The sequence below is a fragment of the Actinacidiphila rubida genome (assembly GCF_900110255.1).
GTDB lineage: Bacteria > Actinomycetota > Actinomycetes > Streptomycetales > Streptomycetaceae > Actinacidiphila > Actinacidiphila rubida.
On record NZ_FODD01000026.1, the window covers coordinates 101977 to 123380 of the forward strand.

Sequence of the window (21404 nt, forward strand, 5' to 3'; positions counted from 1 at the left end):
CGAGGCCTCAGACCTGGGTGCGGTGGAAGTTCATGTACGAGCGGGACGGTGTCGGGCCGCGCTGCCCCTGGTAGCGCGAGCCGTACTGCTGCGAGCCGTACGGGAACTCCGCCGGGGAGCTCAGCCGGAACAGGCACAGCTGCCCGATCTTCATCCCGGGCCACAGCTTGATCGGCAGCGTCGCGACGTTGGACAGCTCCAGGGTGACGTGCCCGGAGAAGCCCGGGTCGATGAACCCGGCCGTGGAGTGCGTGAGCAGGCCCAGCCGCCCCAGGCTCGACTTCCCCTCCAGGCGGGAGGCGATGTCGTCCGGCAGCGTGATGACCTCGTACGTGGAGGCGAGCACGAACTCGCCCGGGTGCAGGATGAACGCGTCGTCGCCCTCGGGCTCCACCAGCCGCGTCAGGTCCGGCTGTTCCACCGCGGGGTCGATGTGCGGGTAGCGGTGGTTCTCGAACACCCGGAACAGCCGGTCCAGGCGCACGTCGATGCTGGACGGCTGCACCATGCCCGGCTCGAACGGGTCGACGCGCACGCGCCCGTTGTCGATCTCGGTCCGGATGTCCTTGTCTGAGAGAAGCACGCCCCCGAGACTAACGCCCCGAGCCGCACCCGACGGCCCGGGGCGCTCCGGCCTACTTCCCCTCGGACGTCGCGACCGGCACGGCATGCCGCAGCCGGGCGCACTTCGGGCACCTCAACAGCCGCCCGGGCCCCAGCCGATCAGTCCCCAGGTGCTGCATCGGAAAAGAAGCCGTGCTGAACACGTGCCCTTCGACACAACGAACAACGGTGCGCTCCATGAAGTCCCTTCCCCAACTCCGCGTGGCCGACAAACCCACACATTAGGGGATCCCCCAGGGGTCCCTCGGGACCACCACACCGCCCCCTCAACCTACCCCCACACCCCGTCCCCCCGCCCCCCGATCCCTCCCTCCCCCCGCCCGGAGGATGCGGTACAGTATCCGTGGAGCAGCCCCCTCAAGGGCCGTTTTCTGCGGATGTAGTTTAATGGTAGAACATGAGCTTCCCAAGCTCAGAGCGCGGGTTCGATTCCCGTCATCCGCTCCATAAAGAAGCCCCAGGTCACAGACTTGGGGCTTTGTTGTTGTCCAGTCCAATTTCGTGACCGCGTGCCATTCGCGTGCCATAGCGCGCCCGCAAAACCCGGGCCCGGGCGTCGAATTACCGTGATTGACCGACGGGGGCTTGTCGGCCGCTCCATTCTGGACCGACGCCTATACGCGACCCGAGCAGTACCCGCGGATGCGGGGAGCAGGGACGGAACTCCACTCCCGCCGGACGTTCTTCGGGCCCATCCCCGCGGGCGCGGGGAGCAGCCCTTCCCGAACAGCCCCGCACTGTCGTCGATCACGGAATTCCCCGGTCTCGGCGAATTGGCCGTCACGTGATTCCCCACCCCAACGGTGACGTCTCCCCATGGGGACGCCGGAGACGATGCGCGTCCGGTCGAGCCGAGCAGCCTTCACACGGTGAACATCGAGCCGTTCGTCACCACGTAGTGCTGACCCCCTCCGGCTGAACTGAGGAAGCGCCAGTCTTCCCATCCTTCACGTCCTGCCGGGAACACCTCCAAGGTCATGCCGGACGACAGCGTCAGCTGAAGGTCGAACTCGTCGCCGATGCTCACGGCGTCGACCACCGGCTCTTCGGCAGCGACAAGCTGCGCGACGGCAGCGGCGCGGTCATCGAATCGAGCAGTGCCGATCTCGTTCCCGGCAGCGAACTCAGCTGCGGCGCACGCTCCAGGAACATAGAGATCGCCCGCTTCGACCAACACCGCGGCGCCGCGGATGAGTCGCCACCGGCATTGCAGGTGGACAGCCAGCTCGCGCACCATCTGCTCGCCGCGATGGTTCACCCACGGCACCTCATCGCCGAAGGTGAGCCAGACAAGCGTTGCAGCTCGGCCGATGGCAGTGAGGGGACGCCCCCACAGCTCACCCAGCGCAGCGCGGGCAACCACGAGGCTCGACAGGGCGCTTCCCCCTTCTCTGATGCTGACGTGGGTCCGACTGCACGCGCGGGCAGGGCGGCACCATCAGGAGAGCAGGATACGAAGCACCGTCTCGGGGACCTGGGGAATTACGTGCGAAGAAGGCAGCCCAGGTCATTACGCAGCGGAAGCGTGCCAGATCCCGCACGATCCACCTGGGCATGCCGCACGTGGGCGCACTCGCCCCTGCCGAAGCATCATGTGCCGCACGGTCCTACATTGGAGCAATGCCAGCGCAGCCCGAGATCACCCGGCGGGATCTGAGCAGCCGATCCAAAGAGATCATGGATGCCGTCCTGGGTGGGGAGTCCTTCATCGTCACGCGTGACGGGCGCCAGATCGGGGAGCTGATCCCGCTGCGCAGGGGCCGGCGGTTCGTCCCGCGGTCGGAGTTCGCCGCGATGTCCCGTACCGCGTCGAACGTCTCGCTGGAGGCGTTCCGGGCCGACCAGGACGCCACAGCCGAGCAGGAGACGGACGACCCCTGTGCCCGCTGAGTACGCCCAGGGCCTGCTCGACGCCAACATCGTCATCCTGCGCAAGCACCTTGCCCCCTCGGAACTCCCCGCAGAAGTGGCGATCAGCACCATGACGTCGGCAGCGCTGTCATGCGCGGGGAGCAGTCCTTCGGCAGGACCTCCCGCAGTGCCGCGCGGTCCCAGCGGGCGATGAGGCGAGATCGTTCATCCGACGTCAAAACGATGCCTCCGGCGGGGGTCCTCAGGCTCCCCACCTCACGGGAGCCTTCTCATCACGCGCAGTCCCGCCCAGTATGCGAGGGTCGCAACCACGAAGCTGACGAGTGCCGCGACCACGTGGGCGTAGTCCGGAACCAGCTGTTTCGTCGTTTCAAGAGCTGGTGGGAGAGTGAAGAAGAACCCGGTCGTGGCAGCCAGCACGGCTCCCAGCTTGTCCTTGGTCCACCGTCCGTTCGGCGTAGAGGCGCTTGTCACCCGATGTGTTTTATCGGGCGCCCTTGGGACGCGCAATGCCCTACAGCAGCGCCGCCGCCGGCAGCGAAGCGCATCCGCTCAGCCCGTTCTCCGGCGCCCGCGGCGCAGGCGGCGCGGTGGCAGTGGTGGGGGCGCGGTCGTATAACGGGGGGCAGGCCGCCCGGTCGGGCGCGGGGAGCCGTCGGCCGCGGCCGGGACGGCGGCGCACGGCCGCCGAAGCGGCGCCGCGCCAACGGAGGACCTGCTGCCATGAGCGCCGACGCGACCACCTCGTACGCGCGGATGGAGCCGCGGCAGCGCCGGCGGCTGCTGCTGGGTGCGGTGCTGCGCGCGGTCGTCACCCCGGCTGTTCTGCTGGTCCTCTACTACACGCTGCCGCTGGACCACCCCCTGACGCCGGCGAAGGCCGGCTGGTTCGTGCTCGGCTTCCTGGTGTTCGCCGCCGCCGTCACCTGGCAGGTGTACTCCATCACCCGCTCCGCACACCCGCGCCTGCGCGCGATCGAGGCGCTCGTCGTGCTGGTGCCGGTCTTCCTGCTGATGTTCGCCGGGACGTACTACCTGCTCGCCGCCGATCACCAGGGCTCCTTCACCCAGCCGCTGAGCCGCACCGACGCGCTCTACTTCACGGTCACCGTCTTCGCGACCGTCGGGTTCGGCGACATCGCCGCGAAGACCACGACCGCACGCGTCCTGGTGACGCTCCAGATGATCGCCGACCTGGTGCTGGTCGGCCTGGTCGCCAAGCTTCTCCTCGGCGCGGTGCAGGTTGCCGTCCACCGCGCCCCGCCGCCGACCCCGCCGGCAACCCCGCCGGAGGAACGGTGACGCCTTTCCGAGGACCGGCAGGATGGCAGGCGGCCCCCTTGGCGGTCGCGGCCGCGCCCCGTGACGGGCCGGGTACCCCGGTCCGTCACCCCGGAAGGACCGGCCGGCTGGCATCCGATGAACGTCTTTGCTTCGCGAAATCGCAGGTCAGCGGCATGATGATGCTTGTCTCACGCGAATCTGTGTCCACGACCACGACGAACGGGACACCCATGGGCTCATACTGAGTCATGACAAGGCCTGCTGCACCAAAGCGTCATTTGCCTACCAGCCCCTTCAAAGCCCCCGTCGAGCCAGTTCCCAAACACTTCGCCGCGGGGGACCAGGTCACGCACGACGTGTACGGTCTCGGCCGGGTGATCGGCATCGAGGACGGGGTCGCGGCGCTCGTGGATTTCGGCTCCGACCGACGGCGGATCCTGAGCCCGTACGCCAGGATGACCAAGCTGTAGGACCCGCTCCGCCCCACCACTCCCCCACCAGGTCACTCCGGGGCCTGCCACGAAAGTGAGACCTCTCATCGATCTGACGTCGTTGTTCTCCGCTCAGGAAGGGCAGCCCCTGGCTGCCGCTTCCCCCTCGCCGCCTCCGACGACACACCCCTTCCAGGCCCCGGACTTCGGGGAGGACGAGACCTTCCTTCACCAGGAATCCGTCGGTGTCGGGGGCATGCCGGACGACTCCGACGTGTAGGCAAGGAGCTCCTGAGGAACACCCCGCGCTCTCTAGGACAGGAGGAGGGCGCGGTGCTGGACGGCAAGGTGGAGCAGGCCGGCCGCAGGGGACGACATACGGTGCTTCGGGAGGTCGGCGACGGTCTCCGCGGTCAGCGGAAGACCGGTGAGGGTGCCGCGTGAGCGGAGGCCCCCGACGACCTTTCCCTCGTCGTTCTGTTCCACGGCCCGCGCGAAGATCGTGTCGAAGGCGGCGGCGTCGAAGACGGCCACCGTCAGGATGCACACGGCCAGGTTCAGCGGCTCCAGGCCCATGCCCAGGCACCACACGCGGAGCGACCCGTCGGCGAGGGCCGATTCCATGTGGTCGTACGGAGGCTGGGAGTAGTCGACCTGGCTGCCCGCATCGCCTATGGCGTCGGGAGCGCCGAGGAACTCCTCGTTGTACTCGCGCATCAGTGTGCGCCACAGGTCCAGGTCCTCGCGGTGGGCCAACGGTGAGAGCGACGCGGGCTGGAACATCCCCGCGGGCAGCGGTCCGTAGGTGTCCTCCCCCGTCGCCACCTGCCCCTTTCCGCGCAGGAGGAGGAAGAACGTCCCCTCGCCGTCAGGGGTGCGGCGAACGGTCAGCGTCCCCACGGACGGCAGCACGACGCGGCGGGTGAGCGACAGGGGGTCGTCCGCCATGAGCCGGCGCATCGGCGTCCGGCGCCAGGCGGGGGTGCGGTGGGGCGCGGCGCGCGTGGCATGGGCGAGCTCGTGGGCGACGGCCTCGTTCTGGTCGACGAGGTCGAAGTACCGGGCGCGGCTGAACGCCATCCGCGGTCCCCCCGTCGCGTGCCAGTCGGCGGCCACGAGCCGGAACGACGGGCGGTTCTCGAAGAGCGCCGGCCGTGCCAGCACCCCGAGCGCGGACGAGTAGGTCTCGTACCGCTGCCACTTCGACTCCCTGGGCAGGCCCCGCCGGGCGGCCCGCAGGATCGCGGGGTCCCCCGGCGGAGCGCCGGGCCGCCATTCGGCCGTGACGGACGACAGCGGGAGGGGAGCCGGCGGGCGCATCGACGGCTCCCACAGGAGCGAGGTGCCGCCGATGCGCTCCAGCCCGGCCCGCGCTGCCGTGTGCATGTCCGCCGCCGTCTCGCACAACTCGACGTAGCGCTCGCGAAGATCGTCCCGCTCCTTGCGGAAGGCCGCGTGCGACTTCTCGACCGCGTCCTGGTCCAGCGCCCGCCACCCGTAGTAGGCGCCGCCAACTCCCGTCGCTGCGCCCAGAATTGCCAGACCCATCTCCGCACTCATGCGCACCCCCGGTCGGCGTTGGGACAGTTGCGTAGCCGCCTTACCCGGTCGGGCTCCGCGGCAATCAGCCGCCGCTCACACCGGGCCCGGCAGGGAGCGGACGCGGGGAGGGTTTCCGTGGCCGGGCTGCGCTCCGGCCGGCGCGGCTGGCAGGATGCGGACGTTCGGGACGACGCGCGGCGGCACGGCCGGCGATCGCCACGGCGGGGAGGGGGAGGACGGCATGGCCGGAGGCACGGGGGCCGCTGACGCGGGAGCCGGCGACTCGGGGGCATCGCGGAGAGCGACGCGGCGGCGCATCATCGCGGTGACGGCCGTCCTGGTGGTGCTGCTCGGCGTCTGGCTGGGGCCGGCCGCGTGGCGGAAGGCCCGGGACTACTCCGAGGGGCCGGACGCGGCGGGGCGGTCGTGTGCGTGGCAGGTCGACGTACGGGCGGGCGATGCGGACCAGGCCGGACTCATCCGCTGCTATCTGCGCGCACTCGCCCATCACAGCCCGAGCGAACTGCGCGCGGTGGTCCCGTCCCGGGACGACGGCGGCCCGACCGGTTTCCCGACGTCCGACTTCGCCCACACGCACGACGCCAACAGCGGCACCGCGACGGCGACCGTCGTCGCCAACGACTCCGACAGCGCGGACGCCACCGTGCTGATCCGGTACGCCGACCAGGCGCGGGACCAGCTGGAGATCCACCTGGCGAGTCCGTCCTCGCGAGCGTCCTGGCGGTTCTGGAACCTCGGCACCCCTCCGGACGCCGCGAATCCCCCGCCCGCGGCGCGCTGACGGTGCGCCGCCGAGGCCTCTGACACCACGCAAATCCCCTTGGTGTTGCCGGGACTCGCAGCCCGCGCCGGTCAAGGTGGGGGGAACGCCTGACAGCGTCACAGCCAGGCCTGCACGGAAACAGACGGACGGCCGTCGGCGCGGCGGCCGTCCTGCTCCTCGGTGCCGCCTTCGCGGCGGCGGTCAGGTGATGTCGTGGAAGCCGTTCCAGCCGGCGGTGCCGATCTCGACGCGGGTGCCGAAGTGGCCGTTGCCGAGGCCGGGGTAGAGCCACAGGCGGCCGGCGGAGTCGGCGGCCGCCAGGTCGCTCTTGCCGTCGCCGGTGAGGTCGCCCGGCGCGGCGATCCTGGTGTAGCCCTGCCAGCCCGAGCCGACGTGGACCCGGCTCGCGAACGTGCCGTTGCCCAGGCCCGCGTACAGGTACATGTCGCCGCCGGGTGTCGTGGCGACGATGTCCGCCACGCCGTCGCCGCTCAGGTCGCCGGCGCCGGCGATGGTGCGGTAGCCGTTCCAGCCGGCGCCGATCAGGTGGCGCGTGTTGGTGCCGAGCGTGCCGTCGGCGTGGCCTGCGATGAACCACAGGTGGCCGCCGGTGTCGCGGGCGACCATGTCGCCGTGGCCGTCGCCGTTGAGGTCGCCGGGGCCGGCGATCGCCGAGTAGTAGTACAGCGAGAGGTCCTGGCCGTCTTCGCTGTAGAGGTTGAGCAGCATCCCGCCGTAGGTCGGACCCGGGTTCGTCGTGACGACGAGCCCGGGCGCACCGTCGTCCCCGAAGGCCGCGGACGAGGTCATCAACGGATACCGGGATGGGGCGTAGCCGAAGGCGATCCCCTGACGCGGGAAGAACGTCCCGTCCTCCCGGCCCTCGTAGAGGTACGCGTCGCCGTTGGGCATGCGGCCGAGGAGCTGCCCCTTGCCGAAGTCCGGCTGGTGGCCCTCGTCGGCGATGGCGTCGTACCGCCAGTCCGCGGTGGAGCCCGCGTCCCGAACGCGGCCGGCGTATCCCCCGGCTCCGTCGCCCGCGTAGAGGTAGAACGCGCCGGCCTCGGTCCGGCCGAGGATGTCACCGTGGCCGTCCTGGTTCCGGTCGAGACCGATGAGCTGGTTGTAGATGTTCCAGCCCGTGCCGATCTGACGGCGGACGGTGAGCGTGCCGTTCGACCGGCCGTCGTACAGCCACAGCCGGCCCTGCAGGTCGCGGGCCACGAGCGAGCCGCGCGCGGACCCGTCGAAGTTCGCGGCACCGATGATCTGGTCGTAGACGTTCCAGCTGCTGCCGACCTGGACGCGTGGCCGGAACGGCTGGCTGAGGCTGTTCTGGCTGGCGTAGAACCAGAGGCGGCCGTGGGTGTCGCGGGCCATCAGGTCGGCCCGCCCGTCCCCGGTCAGGTCACCGACGACGGTGACCTGGTTGTAGGTCTGCCAACCGCCGCCGACGGCGGTGTACGGCGAGTTCGACGGCCGCCGCACACTGCTCGCGTACAGCCGCAACTGCCCGGTGGCGGTGAGGGCGAGGATGTCGTCGCCGGTGCCACCGCTCATGTCGCCGATGTCGAGCAACTGGCGGTACTCGTCCGTGCACGGATCGCAGATCGACGTGGAGGTGCCGTCGTTCGCGACCGTCTGCACCAGCAAGGTGGACGACTCTGTCGTGATCAACCCCGGCTCGGTCCACGCGGTGACCGCGGACGCGGGGCCCGCCGTCGAGACGGAGAGCGCCGTGGCGGCCGTCAGCCCGAGCGCGGCGCCCGCGGCCCAGACCGCGAGCCGCCTCCCCGGCGTCCTCGCCGTTCCCGGCGTCCTCCCCGTTCCCGGCGTTCCCGGCGTCTCCGGCGTCCGTGTGGATCGACGCATCACGTTTCCTCCCCCAACCCGTCCCGCCCAGGCCGTGCCGTCCGCACGCCGGTCGCGGGTGACCCCCCGGTCGGCGCGAGGATAGCCGGTGGCGCCGTCGGGCACACCGCGGGATCGGCGCACCTCCGTCGGAGACATGCGTGGCCCGGCGTGCCGCGCGCCGGCGCCCGGCCACTGACAACGACCGCCACCGCGCGGGGTTCCGCGTGTGCGCAGGAAGTTGGGATATGTCCGTTTTACGGTAGTCACATGGGACGCGTGACATGGTGGGCGGTGCTCTCGTCCGCGTGTGCGCCGGTCGTGCTGATCGGTGGGTCGATGACGGCGACGCTGCTGGAGGAGCCCTCGTACAACCCCGTCCATCAGACGATCAGCGTGCTGGCGGCCACCGGGCCCACCGGGTACTGGGCGCTGACCTCCACGCTGATCCTGCTCGGCGTGTGCCATCTGACCACCGCATTCGGGCTGCGGGCGGCCGCGCCCGCGGGGCGTCTGGCGCTCGGCGCGGGCGGCCTCTGCGCGATGCTGCTGGCGCTGTTCCCGGCGCCGCTGACCGGGGGCTCGTTCTCGCACGGCTCGGTGGTCACGGTCGGGTTCTCGCTGCTGGCCGTGTGGCCGGTGCTGGCGTGCGGCCGCGGGGTGCGCGCGTCCCGGCGCGCGCGCTCGGGCCGGAGGCCGGACGCGGGGACGGGCCGGGGGCCGGGGGCCGCCTACGCACCCCGCTGGGCGGACACGCCCTGGGCGCTCAGACCCGTGCCGTCCTACACGGTGTCGGCGCTGATAGGGGCCGGCGCCGCATGGTTTCTGGTCGCGCTGGAGCTGCACAGCGCCCCGGGCATCGCCGAGCGCGTGCTGACGACCGTGCAGTCCCTGTGGCCCGTCATCGTGGTCGGCTCCTGCCTGCTCCACGCCCGCCGGGCGTGACCCGCGGGCGCCGTCGCTAGCGCTCGTCCGACACCTCGACGCCGAGCTCGGCGAGGAGGCCCGCGACGCGGCGGTGGATCTCGTCGCGGATGGGGCGCACCGCGTCGACCCCCTGACCGGCCGGGTCGTCGAGCCGCCAGTCGAGATACCGCTTGCCGGGGAAGACGGGGCAGGCGTCGCCGCAGCCCATGGTGATGACGACGTCGGAGGCCTGGACGGCGTCGGAGGTCAGCACCTTGGGCACCTCGGCGGAGATGTCGATGCCCACTTCCTCCATGGCCGCCACGACGGCGGGGTTGACCGCGTCGGCGGGCGCCGAGCCGGCCGAGCGGACCTCGGCGCGGTCACCGGCGAGGTGGGTCAGGAAGGCCGCGGCCATCTGCGAACGCCCGGCGTTGTGGACGCAGACGAACAGCACGGTCGGGACGGCGGGGGTGCTCACAGAAGTTCCTCGGGTCGGGTCAGGGGTTGGTGGGGGCGGGGCCGGTCTCCCCGCGGGCGGGGACGGCGGCGGGTGCGGGGACGGCCGCGGCTGCGGGGACGGCGGCGGCTGCGGGGACGGCGGCGGGTGCGGCGGTCGGTGCGGCCGCGGTCGGTGCGGCCGCGGGTGAGGCGGCCGCGGGGGTGGCGCGGCCGAAGACCGCCGCGACGAGGACGAGGCCGGCCACGGCCCCGGCGCACTGCGCGGCGACGAAGGGTGCGACCGAGGCGGGGGCGATGCCTGCGAAGGTGTCGGAGAAGGCGCGGCCGATCGTCACCGCGGGATTGGCGAAGCTGGTGGAGGACGTGAACCAGTACGCGGCGCCGATGTACGAGGCGACCGCGACGGGGGCCGCGCGCCGCTGTCCGGTGCGGCCGAGGCCGAGGACCAGCAGGATCAGGCCCGCCGTCGCCACGACCTCGCCGAGCAGCAGGTGCCCGGCCGACCGGTCGTGCGCGGACCAGCGGACCAGCGGGTGGGCGAACATCGCGTCGGCCAGGACCGCACCGCCGATCGCGCCCGCGATCTGCGCGGGGACGTAGACGGCGAGGTCCCGGGCGGGCAGGCCGTCCCCGTCCGCCCGGCCGGTCCACCACGCGGCGAGGCTGACGACCGGGTTGAAGTGCGCGCCGGAGACCGGGCCGAGCAGCGCGATCAGCACGCCGAGGCCGAAGACGGTGGCCAGGGAGTTGGCGAGCAGTTGCACGCCGACGTCGTGGGACAGGCTCGCGGCCTGGATTCCCGAGCCGACGACCACCGCGACCAGAGCGGCCGTGCCGGCACACTCCGCGACCGCCCTGCGGCGCAGCGGAACCGCGTCGCTCATGCCGGGGCACCGGCCCGCTCGGGGGCCGGTGCGGTCCGCAGGAGCGAGGAGAGGCGGGCGAGGGCGTCCGGGATCACCCAGTAATAGACCCAGGTCGCCCGCCGCTCGCTGCCGACCAGGCCCGCTTCCCGCAGCACCTTCAGGTGGTGGGAGATCGTCGGCTGGGACACGTCGAACGGGCCGGTCAGGTCGCAGACGCACGCCTCGCCGCCCTCGTGGGAGGCGATCAGCGAGAGCAGGCGCAGGCGCACCGGGTCGGACAGCGCCTTGAACATGCGCGCCAGGTCGGCGGCGTCGGAGGCGTCGAGGGGTTCGCGGACCATCGGCGAGCAGCACGCCGCGTCGGCGGGGGTGCCGGCTCCTGCGCCGCTGCCGGTGCCGGTGCCGGTCTCGTCCTGGCCGAGGATCGGCAGCTCTGTCCGCTGCCCTGACTTAGACATGCGTCTATGTTGACACCTGTCGAATCCCCTGGCAACCTCGGACGTGTCGAGCTGTATCGATGAACGTCGATACAGAAGTCCTGTCAGAGGAGACGCCATGTCCCGCGTCCAGCTCGCCCTGCGTGTCGCAGACCTCGAAGGCTCCGTCGCCTTCTACTCCCGGCTCTTCGGTACCGAGCCGGCCAAGCGCCGCCCCGGCTACGCCAACTTCGCCATCGCCGAGCCCCCGCTCAAGCTCGTCCTCATCGAAGGCGGGGGCGACGACGAGGGCGGCTCCACCCGGCTCGACCACCTGGGCGTCGAGGTGGAGTCCACCGAGGAGGTCGCCGCCGCGACCGGCCGCCTCCGGGAAGCGGGCCTGGCGACGTTCGAGGAGAACGACACCTCCTGCTGCTACGCCCTCCAGGACAAGGTCTGGGTCACCGCCCCCGGCAACGAGCCCTGGGAGGTCTACGTGGTGAAGGCCGACGCCGGCACCCTCGGCAAGAGCGCACCGGCGTCCGCGCCCGACGCCACCTGCTGCGCGGCCGGCGGCCGCCCCGAGCCCGCCTCCACCGCCACCGGCGGCTGCTCCTGCGGCGGCTGACCGACGGCGCGGCCGCCGCCGGCAGCCCGCCGGAGCGCGTCTCCGCACGATGTGGATGCCCCGTTCCCGCCCTCGCCGTCGCGGATCTGCACATGGTGATGTGCTGTGCGGTGTGCGCGCTCACTTGTGCGCGGTGCGGAGCTGCGTTGTGATGGGGAGTCGAACCCCCGCGCTGCTCTCCGCGCGCCAAGAGAGGGCCGGATATACCGCCGGCCCACGGTGCGTGCACGCCTCCGCCACGGCTACCTGCTCCCCATCGTCCGGTTCGCCGCCCCGGTCAGTCCACGAGGTCGGCCTCCCAGTTGGTGCGCTGGATACGCATGTCCAGCTCGCGGATCTCGCGGGCGAGCACGTCGGCCTGCCCGCGCAGTTCCGCGACCGGCAGTGCGGACAGCATGGTCAGCTCGGAGCGCAGCTGGCGGACGGCGCGCTGGTCGCGGCCCGCCGCGGCCTCCGCGGCCGACGTGATCACGGCGTGCCGCAGCCGGAGGACGTCACGGCGGGCGAGCGCGTCGGTCAGCGTGCTGCCGTCGCCCATCACCACCGCGGCGTTGGTCCGGTTGATGCGGCGGATCAGCGACTCCAGGGTGTCGAGCACCTCACCGGCCTCCGCCAGGAGCGACGCCGCGTCCTCGGCGGGGGCTTCGCCCTCCTGATACCGCGCGCTGCTCACCACCCGCGAACGCAACTGCTCCACGCGCCGGGCCGCGTCCGCCCGCTCTGCCAGCGCTTCTGCGAGTTTCACTTCTGCGCCTCCCCTTGGTCCGAGGCGCACCGTAGCACCGGGCGCCGCGGGGCTCCGGCGCCGCCCCCGCGCGCACACGGCACCACAAGCCCGCCCCGGTCCCGGCCGATCGGCAGGCCCGTGCGCCGATCGCCGGATCAGGGTGGGGTGTTGGCGCGGGAGGCGGCTTCGTCGAGGAGGGCGGGGAGGTCGGTGAGGCGGTCCAGGCCGTGGACGGCACGGGCGGTGCGGGGGTTGGCGGCGAGGCGGGTGCGGTGGCGGTGCAGGAAGGACCAGTAGCCGGCGGTGTAGGGGCAGGCGTGCTCGCCGGTGCGGTCGGTGGGGCGGTAGGCGCAGGCGCCGCAGAGGTCGCTCATGCGGTGGAGGTAGGCGCCGCCCGAGGTGTACGGCTTGGTGGTCATCAGGCCGCCGTCGGCGTACTGCGACATGCCGACGACGTTCGGCAGCATCACCCAGTCGTAGCCGTCGACGAAGCAGCGGTGGAACCAGTCGGTGACGGCGGCGGGGTCCCAGCCGTCCTGCAGCGCACGGCTGCCGAGGACCATCAGCCGGGGGATGTGGTGGGTCCAGCCGGTGTCGCGCACCTGGGCCAGCACCGTGGACAGGCAGTTCGCGGTGACCGCGTCGGCGTCCAGTTCCAGGAACCACTCCGGCAGCGGCGCGGTGTGGCGCAGCACGTTGCGGTGCCGGTAGTCCTCACCGAAGTGCCAGTACAGGTGCCAGACGTACTCGCGCCAGCCGGCGATCTGCCGGACGAAGCCCTCGACGCTGTTGAGCGGCGCGTCGCCCGCGCGGTAGGCGTGTTCGGCGCGCTCCACGCACTCGGCCGGGTCGAGGAGGCCGAGGTTGAGGGGCGCGGACAGCAGGCTGTGGCTCATGACGGGGTCGGCCGCGAGCATGGCGTCCTCGTAGCGGCCGAAGTCGGGCAGCCGGTGGGTGACGAAGCGGCGCAGCGCGGACAGGGCCTCGCGCCGGGTCGCGGGGAAGCGGCGCGGGCCGTCGCGGCCGACGAACGCGATGTCGCCGGCCCGCTCCCAGCGGTCGAGGTCGCGGCGGACCTCGTCGTCGACGGCGTCCTCGTGGGGCTGCCAGGGGCCTTCGACGTCGAGGGTGTCGCGCCCGCGCGGCGGGGGCTCGCGGTTGTCGTGGTCGAGGTTCCACCGGCCGCCGGCCGGCTCGCCGCCGTCCATGAGGAGGCCGTGGCGCTCGCGCACCCAGCGGTAGAAGCCCTCCAGCCGCAGGCTCCGCCCGCCGCCGCGGCCGGCCCACCCCGCGAAGTCGTCGTGCGACACCAGGAAGCCCCTGGCCGGCAGGACGTCGACGCCGACATCCCCGCGCGCGCTCGCGTTCCCGTTCCCGTTCGCATTCCCGTCGCCGCCCAGCGCCCGGACGAAGTCCAGCGCCGCGCGTGACGTGGGATGGCACACCGTCATCCGGCGCCCGCGCCCGGCGCGCCCGAGCGCCTGCTCGAGACCTTCGGCGTACGTCTCCGCCTTGACGTACGTCACCCGGTCGCCCAGCTCGGCGGCGCGGTGCCGCATCGCCGACAGCACCAGATGCGCCTTGGCCCGGTGGAAGCGGCGGCGGCGCAGCACCGACCGGGCCTCGACCATCACGACCGGCGCCTGCGCGTCCGGCCCGCCGTGGCGCGGGTCGAGGAAGTGCGGGCCCAACTGGTCCCCGAACAGCCAGTGCGGGCGTGGCGCCACGGACACCGCCTCTCCCGCGCGGGCGCGCCGCACTCGTCGTCCCGCGCGCCGCCGTCACCACTGGCGTCGCGCGCCGCCGATGCTGCCAGCCGCGCACCGCGACCGCACGCCGCCGCTCCGGGCGCTCAGCCGAACGTCGCGATCACCCGGCCGTGCGCGTCCCAGACCGTGAGGTTCAGGGGCGGGAACGTGTCCTGTCCCGCGGCGGACGCCGGGACGTCGACGTACCCGGCCGCCCATCCCGGCCGGCCCGCCGGGAACAGCACCAGCGCGGGCCGGACGCGGCCGTCGACGGTGACGGCCATCCGCGCGGGCGCCTGCGCCCCCCGGTACGTCAGCAGGTAGCGCACGCCGCCGTCGTAGCTGTGCGTCAGGGCGCTGACCGAATCCGCCGGCTGGTTCCCGTCCCGGTCGGACTCGTCGCGGCAGTCCCATCCGCCGCCCTCGTTCCAGTCGACGCAGCCCTCGACGGGCGTGAGCCGCAGCTTTTCGCCGTGGCCGCCGACGTCGACGACCGCGCCCGGCGCGACCACGCGCACCGACGGCCAGTCGACGCGGGGCGACGGGGCGGCGCTCGCCGGGGGCGCCGGGGCGGCCGGTACGGACGGGGCGTGGCGGGCCGCCGCCGGGCGGGACGCGTCGGGGCCGAGGGCCACGCCGCCCGCCACCGCGGCGACGGCGGCCACCGCGCCGACGAGGGGCAGGCAGGCCGCGATCCGCCGGTTCCGCCGGCGTCGTGCCGCACGTCCCCGCACCTCGCGGGACGGCCAGGCGTGCGGATCGATGGTGTCCGCGGCGTCGTGCAGGGCGCGCCGCATGCGTTCCTCGGGCCCGTCCGCAGCGGCCGCGTCACCGGGGCCAGCGGCCGGGTCCCAGGGCCGTCCGTTCACGTCGCCTCCCACCTGCCCGTACCCACCGGTCCTTCCCCTTCCGCGTCCCCCCGCCGCGGGCCTCACCGCTCGCCGCCCTCGCCCGCGGCGAGCGCGGGGTGGTCGCGGAGTTTGCGCAGGCCGCGGCTGGCCTGGCTCTTGACGTTCCCGGTCGTGCAGCCCAGCACGTCGGCGACCTGCTGCTCGCTGAGGTCCTCCCAGTAGCGCAGCACGACCACCGCCCTCATCCGCGGCGGGAGCGCGGCGAGGGCGGTGACCAGTGCGGTCCGGTTCTCGACGTCGGCGGTGGTCTCGGGCCGGCTCCGCTCCGGCAGCCGGGACGTGAGCAGGTGGACGACGCGGCGCCGGCGGAACCGGCTGAGGTTGTTGTTGGCCAGCGCGCGGTGGACGTAGGCGTCGGGCTCGTCGAGCCGGCTGATGCGCGGCCAGGCGAGATAGACCTTGGCGAGCGTCGTCTGGACCAGGTCCTCCGCCTCGTGGTGGTCGCCGGTCAGCAGGTAGGCGGTCCGCACCAGGCGCGGCCAGCGGGCCGCCGCCCAGGACTCGAAGTCCGGGTGGGCGCCCAGCGCGGCGCGGCCCCGGGACGGTACGTGTCCCGGAGCCGTGCCGCCGCGCGTGGACGCGGCGAGAGGGGGGCTCTCACAGGTGCGCAAGGACCGTGCCCGCGGCGTCGTACACGGTGACCTCGGGCGTCTCACCGGGGAACTGGGTGGTGGGCGGGCCCCAGACGTACCCGGTCGCGTAGCCGGGGTGGCCGGCGAGCGTGACCACGTGGACCTGGTAGGTGACGCCTCCGGCCGTCACCGTCATGCGGGCCGCCCGGCCGTCGCCGATGTACAGCGGGGAGTACAGGGTGCCGGACGCGTCGCCGTCGGACTGCAGGCTCACCGTGCCCGCGGGCTGGTTGCCGTCCGACACGCTCTTGCAGCTGACCCACAGGGACGGCGTGCCGACGCACCGCTCGGTGCGGGTGAGCTTCAGGTACTGGCCGTGGCCGGCGTCCACCAGCTGCCCGGGCCGCACCACCTGCACGGCCGGCGCGCCGGCCGTCGAGACGGCCGCGGCGGCCCGGGCGGGCGCGGCGGCGGCCCGGGCGGGCGCGGCGGCGGCCCGGGCGGCGGCGGGGACGGCGGCGTGGGCGGCCGGGGCGGGGGCCGCGGACGCGTGAGCGGCGGTCGCGCCGAGCGTGGCCGTCGCAGCGAGGGCCGCGGCGGATGCGAGGGTGCGCAGGTTCATGATGCTCCTTCGATACGGTCGTTCCGGTCGCGCGGAGGACCGGGCGCCTCGTTCCTCCACCCCCTTCACTCCCGTGGCGCCGACGAGGTTGCACGGCGGGCGGGACTCCTTCTCCGCGGCTTCCCCAACACCCTTGGCAGCCGGGTCCGTTCAGCCGATGGTGACGACCCGGGCCCAGGACGGCGGGGTGTCCGGGACGTACACGGAGTCGTCCTCGTGCACACGGCGGGGCGGACGGGGGAAGAGGCCGACGACGGTGCGGCACGGCGGCTGTTCGGAGGGCCACGGCGTCTGCCCGTCCGTCAGCGCCACGACCACGTCCGGGCGGGGCCGGGACCGCAGGGCGCGGGTGAACCCGGAGCGCAGGTCCGTGCCCCCGCCGCCGACCAGCTCGATGCCCTCGGCCCGGCAGATCGGGACGGCGATCCCGGCGGCCGCGTCGCAGGAGACGACCGAGACCAGGTCGCGCCGCCCGCCCACTGCCCGCGAGATCGCCGCCACCTCCAGCAGCGCGCCGCCCAGTTCGGCGTCGCTCACCGACCCCGAGGTGTCGATCACGACGCAGACCCGCGGCGGCATGCGGCGCAGGCTCGGCAGCAGCACGCCGGGAACGGCCGTGCCCCGCCGGGACGGGCGCCCGTAGCTGTGGTCCTCGCCGACCCCGGGCGCGCCCGCCGCCGCGCGGACCGCGGCGCCCAGCAACTGCCGCCAGGGCTGCGGCGGATGGAACGCCTCGTCGGCCCACCGGCGCCAGCCCTGCGGGGCGTCCCCCGGCCGCCCCTTGATCCCCTCGGCGACCCGGAACCGGATCGCGTCCTGCTGCTGCCTGCTCAGCCCGTGCGCCCCGTCCGGCCCCAGGTCCCACGGCCGGACGTGCCCGTCGGCACCGCTGCCGCAGTCGAGCCAGGCCAGGTCCGCGTGGGGCCCGGACATCGACGCCCGCCGCAGGTACTCCTCCATCAGCAGCCCCTCGTCCAGCCGCAGCAGCGACGGCAGCACGGCGCCCGCGGGCCGGGGCAGCCCGTCGCCGTAGATGTCGTCGTTGATCTCGAAGTCGGCGGCGATGTTGCGGCGCAGCTTCTCCCCCGGCCCGTACGCCTCGTGCTCCCGCGCGTACCGCTCACCCCGCCCGTGGTGGTCCCGCAGCAGGTGCGACACCTCGTGCACCCAGACGCCCGCCAGCTCCTCCGGCGGGATGCGGGCGACGAACGCCGGGGAGACGTAGCAGCGCCAGTGCGCGTCGACCGCCATCGTCGGCACCGACCGGTCCTCCACCACCCGCAGGGCGAAGAGGGCCGCGGCGAGGTACGGACGGACCTTCACCGCGTGCAGGCGGGCGGCGAGCAACTTCTCCATGTCGAGGGGAAGTCCGGGCGACGGGGCGAGGCCGGACGCGGCGGGGCGGTACGGGGCGCCGGCGGAGGGGTGACGGGCGCCGGGACGGGCGGGCGGCGCCGGGACGGCGGACGGGCCCGGGCGGGGCGGGGCGGGCTTGGGCCGCGCGGGCGTGGGGGCGGGCCGCGGGGGCGCGGGCCGTGGCCGTTCGGAGTGCGGCCCCGGGCCGGGTCGCGCGGGCTGGGGCGCGGGCTTCGCGTGCGGCAGCGGCCGCCCCTCGGGCGCCGTCATCGCCGCACCGGCGCGCGTCGTGCGTCCGCCGCGGCCTTCGCGGCCGCGACCCGCTCCACCGACCGGTCCGCCCGCCGGGAGAGGCCGATCACATCGGTGAGGCGCACCACGGCCTCCGGCACCTCCCAGTCGTCGCGCCGCAGTCCGGCCAGTGCCGTCGCGGGCGCGACGAGAAGATCCGGGGCGCCGGTCTCCAGCGCGCGGACCAGCACCGCCCACCCCGCCTCCCAGCGTTCCCGCACCGGCCGCGCCCCCACCGCCGCGACCACCGCCTCCAGGGCCGCCTGGCGCAGATCGCCCCGCTCGGGCAGGTCCGCCGCGGCCGGGTCGGCGAGCAGGGACTCCGGGTCCGGCAGCTCCATCCGGTCCAGATGCGCGAGGAGTTCGAGTCCCGGTCCGTCCCCGACCGCACCCCGCACCACCAGCGCCAGCACCTCCCGGGAGACGCCGGCGGCCGTGCCGAACGCCAGCAGCGTCAGCGCGGCCTCCCAGCTGCGCGGCGACGGCCAGGCGCCGCCGCGGCGGGTCTCGGTGCTCGGCAGCCGGTGGATCAGCGTCGGCCGCGCCTCCAGGAAGCCGCAGACCGCGGTCCGGGCGTACGCCACCGCGTCGGGCAGCCGTTCCGGAACCAGCCGGGGCAGCTCGGCCCGGGGCCAGGTCCCGCCCAGCCCGCGCACTACCACCTCGCGGTCGTGCACCCAGTACAAGTGCACGAACCGGTTGGCCAGCGGCGGGCTCAGCTCCCAGCCGTCCGCCGCCGAGGCGCGCGGATTCGCGGCGGCCACGATCCTTACGCCCGGCGGCAGTTGGAGCGCGCCGACCCTTCGCTCCAGGACGACGCGGAGCAGCGCGGCCTGAACGGCCGGGGTGGCGGTGGAGAGTTCGTCGAGGAAGAGCAACCCCCGTCCGGCCCGCACGAGTTCGACGGCCCACTTCGGCGGCGCCATCGGCACGCCCCGCACCTCCGGGTCGTCGCCGACGATGGGCAGCCCGGAGAAGTCCGTCGGCTCGTGGACGCTGGCGATGACGGTCGTCAGCGGGAGGTCGAGGGTGGCGGCGAGGTGCGTCAAGGCCGCCGTCTTGCCGATGCCCGGCTCGCCCCAGAGCAGCACGGGCAGGTCGGCGGCGACGGCCAGGGTGAGGGCCTCCAGCTGCTCGTCGGGGCGCGGCTCCGTGGTGGTCGTCCGGAGCAGGGTCAACAGATCGTCGGCGAGCACGAGTTGGGGATCGGGGACGAGCGCGCGGGGTTCCCGGGCGGCGGGTTCGGGGACGGCGGGTTCGGGGACGGCGGCGGGCTCGGCCGTCACGGCTTCGGCCGTCGCGGGCTCAACGGGCGCGGGCAGGAGGGTGCTGGAAGTCATGGCATCACCTGGTGTGGGAAGGGAGGACGAGGACGCCCGTCCTCCGGGCGGTGGCAGGGGCGGGCCGGGTCGGCCCGTGAGGGCGGCACGCGCCGGGCGGGTGCGTGCCGGGGGGCTGCGGCAGGTTCGGCGGGAACGCCGGGACGGTCAGGACGGATCGGCTGACGGGCGACGGCGGCCGGGCGACCGGACGGACTCGCGCGGCCGCGCGGTCGTCAGACCGGCCGGCGCCGGGGCACGGCGGGCGGGAACAGGCCGGCTCGCGGTCGCGTCCGGGTCCTCCGTTTGTGGTTCAGCACGGGAGGTGTGCGGCGGTCGAGCCGCGGCCGGTGGCCGGACGCCGTGCCTCCCGCGCCGGACGCGTCGCCGTTTGCGGCCCGGGCGGCCGCTCCGGCCGCGGCCGGGTGGACGGCGACCAGCCCGGAGCGGAACAGCCCGTGCGCGACGCGCCCGGCCGCGGCCGCCTCCAGTTCCTCCCGGAGCGGCCCCTCACGCAGGATCGCGGCGGGTCCGAGCAGCCCTTCGAGCACGTCGAGCGCCCCGGCGACGTCACCGTGACCGAGCCGCTCCCGCACCGCGGGCAGCGCCTCGGGCTCGCGGTGCGCCACGTCGATCGCCCGCAGGCACGGCAGCGCCGGGCCGCCGAGCGCCACCAGCAGTTCCTCGCCGCGCAGTTCGGCGGGGTCGTGGTCGACGGCCGTCAGAGCCCCGTCGCGCAGCGCGATCCGGTGGACCGCGCCGCGGCACTCGACCCGGTGCGGGTCGGCCGCGGCGGGCGCCACGGCTTCGAGGGCCCCCGGGGTATCCGGGGCCGGGCCGCGGCCCGCACCGTTCTGCGGGGCGACGTCCCGCAACGCCGTCGCGACGAGCGGATGCAGCCGGTCGAGGGCGACGAGCCCTGCCCGCAGCAGTTCCAGATCCGGGAGGGCCCGGGCCGCCGCCTCCGGCAGCAGCGGCAGATCGTCGACCTCCCGCGACGACGGTGCCGGCCGCAGCGGCCGGGCCGTCGGGGCATGGCTGCCGTCGGGGGCGACGAGGTCGAACGCGGCGCGATGGCGGGGTCCGAGCCGCACGGCGAAGGCCCCGCGGGGACGCCCCTCGGCCGCGAGCAGCACCTCGGCCTCGGCGGCCCACCGTTCCGGCGCCCACCCGGCGTCGCCGGTCAGGTCGTGCGCGCCGTCGCACCCCTCGGCGGCGCACGCCGGTCCGTCCGGCGCCGGTGATGTCAACCCGCCGGTTCGCAGGGCGAGTTCGCCGATGCGCGTGGCGTCCCAGAGGTGCCGGTGCAGGTCGAGACGGAACCGCCGGTCGGGATGCGGGTGCGGGTGGTGGTGCGCGGCGGCGTCCGCGGACGCGGCGGCCTCGTCCCACAGCGCGAGGGACAGCCGCTGACCGGTGTCGGCCCAGGCGGGCGGCGTCCGTACGACCAGCTGGGGCGAGGTGCCGGCGTGGCCCCCGTACCGGGCGAGGGAGAGCGTCAGGCCGGGCCGGAGCCGTCCGTCAGGGGCGATCCGGGGCAGGTGCCAGCGCAGCAGATCCGGCGCCAGCCGGCGCAGGTCCGCCCGGAGGCGTCGGGTGAGTTCGGTGCCGTGGCGGTCGCGCACGGCGCGCAGATCGGATCGGCGTCGACCCGGGCGGCGGCGCAGGCCCCCGCCCAGTCCCCCACCGCACGCCGTGCGGTCGCGGTCTCGATCATGGACGGTGGCACGGCGTACGCGCGCACGCGCCGCCACATCAGAAGCCGGGCGGGAATCGTGTTCGCGAAGTGAGCTGCCATCAGCACTCACCTTGCGCGAACGATTCCCCCGATCCGGACGAGGAGTTGGTGTTCATCCCCGGCATCATAAGCACCCCGCCCGCCATCCGTCAGTCCCCTTTTCCGCGGTCCCGCTTGCCCGCCGGCCCGCCGTCCGGCGACGGAGGGGCACGGCGGCTGTGTCCCTGCCGCCCGGAGAGCCCCGAGGAACGCATCCGTCCGCAACGGCGCCGCCCGCATCTGTTCACCTGAGTGCGACCGGAGACTCCCTCAGGCAACAGAGGCCACTGCTAGCGTCATTCGCACATGCGTTCACACCAGGGGTGGGGATCTCGATGCGTAGACGACTGTGGCCATCCGGCATACCCAAGGGGCGGTTCCGGGCGTGGCCTGCGGCTCTTGCGACAGGCGTACT

General features: G+C 74.0%; 20 protein-coding genes, 1 tRNA gene and 1 pseudogene. 7 read left to right on the forward strand and 15 right to left on the reverse strand.

The window, feature by feature from the left end; translation table 11 throughout:
- Positions 1-7: 7 nt before the first annotated feature.
- Positions 8-583, reverse strand: a complete 576-nt coding sequence (gene dcd / locus BMW99_RS25065) for a dCTP deaminase (RefSeq protein ID WP_069467576.1) — start codon at positions 581-583, stop codon at positions 8-10.
- A 414-nt stretch (positions 584-997) separates the two neighbouring features.
- Between dcd and BMW99_RS25070 the strand changes: the two genes are divergently transcribed.
- Positions 998-1071, forward strand: a tRNA-Gly gene (locus BMW99_RS25070).
- A 415-nt stretch (positions 1072-1486) separates the two neighbouring features.
- Here BMW99_RS25070 and BMW99_RS25075 read toward each other — a convergent pair.
- Complete coding sequence (locus tag BMW99_RS25075; protein WP_141726059.1) at positions 1487-1882, reverse strand: hypothetical protein; 396 nt, start codon at positions 1880-1882, stop codon at positions 1487-1489.
- Between the two features lie 362 nt (positions 1883-2244).
- Here BMW99_RS25075 and BMW99_RS25080 point away from each other — a divergent pair, with 362 nt between their 5' ends.
- From BMW99_RS25080 to BMW99_RS25090, 3 genes are all read left to right on the forward strand, one after another.
- Entirely contained in the window at positions 2245-2514 is a 270-nt protein-coding gene (locus BMW99_RS25080; RefSeq protein ID WP_069462738.1) for a type II toxin-antitoxin system Phd/YefM family antitoxin, read from the forward strand.
- 705 nt (positions 2515-3219) lie between these two features.
- On the forward strand, positions 3220-3798 hold the full coding sequence (locus tag BMW99_RS25085; RefSeq protein WP_245791618.1) for a potassium channel family protein: 579 nt from the start codon (positions 3220-3222) through the stop codon (positions 3796-3798).
- Positions 3799-4028: 230 nt separating this feature from the next.
- Positions 4029-4250 carry a hypothetical protein gene (locus BMW99_RS25090; protein ID WP_069462737.1) on the forward strand — a complete coding sequence of 74 codons (222 nt, stop codon included), beginning with the start codon at positions 4029-4031 and terminating at the stop codon, positions 4248-4250.
- Between the two features lie 273 nt (positions 4251-4523).
- Here the strand turns inward: BMW99_RS25090 and BMW99_RS25100 are convergent, their stop codons facing one another.
- A complete protein-coding gene (locus BMW99_RS25100; RefSeq protein ID WP_245791619.1) occupies positions 4524-5759 on the reverse strand; it encodes a transcriptional regulator in 1236 nt (411 codons plus the stop codon).
- Between the two features lie 235 nt (positions 5760-5994).
- Here BMW99_RS25100 and BMW99_RS25105 point away from each other — a divergent pair, with 235 nt between their 5' ends.
- Entirely contained in the window at positions 5995-6555 is a 561-nt protein-coding gene (locus BMW99_RS25105; RefSeq protein ID WP_141726058.1) for a hypothetical protein, read from the forward strand.
- 183 nt (positions 6556-6738) lie between these two features.
- Here BMW99_RS25105 and BMW99_RS25110 read toward each other — a convergent pair whose 3' ends face one another.
- Complete coding sequence (locus tag BMW99_RS25110; protein WP_141726057.1) at positions 6739-8409, reverse strand: FG-GAP repeat domain-containing protein; 1671 nt, start codon at positions 8407-8409, stop codon at positions 6739-6741.
- Positions 8410-8658: 249 nt separating this feature from the next.
- Between BMW99_RS25110 and BMW99_RS25120 the strand changes: the two genes are divergently transcribed.
- On the forward strand, positions 8659-9333 hold the full coding sequence (locus BMW99_RS25120; RefSeq protein ID WP_075017591.1) for a DUF998 domain-containing protein: 675 nt from the start codon (positions 8659-8661) through the stop codon (positions 9331-9333).
- A 16-nt stretch (positions 9334-9349) separates the two neighbouring features.
- Here BMW99_RS25120 and BMW99_RS25125 read toward each other — a convergent pair whose 3' ends face one another.
- From BMW99_RS25125 to BMW99_RS25135, 3 genes are read right to left on the reverse strand one after another with little or no spacing between them, the layout of a single operon-like run.
- Positions 9350-9775 carry an arsenate reductase ArsC gene (locus tag BMW99_RS25125; protein WP_075017592.1) on the reverse strand — a complete coding sequence of 142 codons (426 nt, stop codon included), beginning with the start codon at positions 9773-9775 and terminating at the stop codon, positions 9350-9352.
- Positions 9776-9794: 19 nt separating this feature from the next.
- Positions 9795-10640 carry an aquaporin gene (locus BMW99_RS25130; RefSeq protein ID WP_079176172.1) on the reverse strand — a complete coding sequence of 282 codons (846 nt, stop codon included), beginning with the start codon at positions 10638-10640 and terminating at the stop codon, positions 9795-9797.
- A complete protein-coding gene (locus BMW99_RS25135; RefSeq protein WP_079139094.1) occupies positions 10637-11080 on the reverse strand; it encodes an ArsR/SmtB family transcription factor in 444 nt (147 codons plus the stop codon). The genes BMW99_RS25130 and BMW99_RS25135 overlap by 4 nt, the downstream gene beginning before the upstream one ends.
- 97 nt (positions 11081-11177) lie before the next feature.
- Here BMW99_RS25135 and BMW99_RS25140 point away from each other — a divergent pair, with 97 nt between their 5' ends.
- Positions 11178-11666, forward strand: a complete 489-nt coding sequence (locus tag BMW99_RS25140) for an ArsI/CadI family heavy metal resistance metalloenzyme (protein ID WP_069467450.1) — start codon at positions 11178-11180, stop codon at positions 11664-11666.
- 277 nt (positions 11667-11943) lie between these two features.
- On the opposite strand, the gene BMW99_RS25145 is transcribed toward BMW99_RS25140, so the two are convergent.
- The 8 genes and pseudogenes from BMW99_RS25145 to BMW99_RS25180 all read right to left on the reverse strand — a co-directional run bounded on the left by BMW99_RS25145 (position 11944) and on the right by BMW99_RS25180 (position 21010).
- Positions 11944-12411 (reverse strand): DIP1984 family protein, encoded by a 468-nt coding sequence (locus tag BMW99_RS25145; RefSeq protein ID WP_069467449.1) that lies wholly within the window; start codon positions 12409-12411, stop codon positions 11944-11946.
- A gap of 137 nt (positions 12412-12548) precedes the next feature.
- Positions 12549-14126 carry a cryptochrome/photolyase family protein gene (locus tag BMW99_RS25150; RefSeq protein ID WP_107451794.1) on the reverse strand — a complete coding sequence of 526 codons (1578 nt, stop codon included), beginning with the start codon at positions 14124-14126 and terminating at the stop codon, positions 12549-12551.
- Between the two features lie 119 nt (positions 14127-14245).
- Positions 14246-15010 (reverse strand): hypothetical protein, encoded by a 765-nt coding sequence (locus BMW99_RS25155; protein ID WP_143080563.1) that lies wholly within the window; start codon positions 15008-15010, stop codon positions 14246-14248.
- Between the two features lie 62 nt (positions 15011-15072).
- Positions 15073-15576: a SigE family RNA polymerase sigma factor gene (locus BMW99_RS25160; RefSeq protein ID WP_069466332.1), complete on the reverse strand. Its 504-nt coding sequence runs from the start codon at positions 15574-15576 to the stop codon at positions 15073-15075.
- A 73-nt stretch (positions 15577-15649) separates the two neighbouring features.
- Positions 15650-16246, reverse strand: a complete 597-nt coding sequence (locus BMW99_RS25165; protein ID WP_075017594.1) for a hypothetical protein — start codon at positions 16244-16246, stop codon at positions 15650-15652.
- A gap of 150 nt (positions 16247-16396) precedes the next feature.
- A complete protein-coding gene (locus BMW99_RS25170) occupies positions 16397-17602 on the reverse strand; it encodes a vWA domain-containing protein (RefSeq protein ID WP_075017595.1) in 1206 nt (401 codons plus the stop codon).
- Between the two features lie 266 nt (positions 17603-17868).
- Positions 17869-19233, reverse strand: a complete 1365-nt coding sequence (locus BMW99_RS25175) for an AAA family ATPase (protein WP_079176173.1) — start codon at positions 19231-19233, stop codon at positions 17869-17871.
- A gap of 215 nt (positions 19234-19448) precedes the next feature.
- Positions 19449-21010: pseudogene (locus BMW99_RS25180) on the reverse strand (hypothetical protein).
- Positions 21011-21404 lie beyond the last annotated feature (394 nt).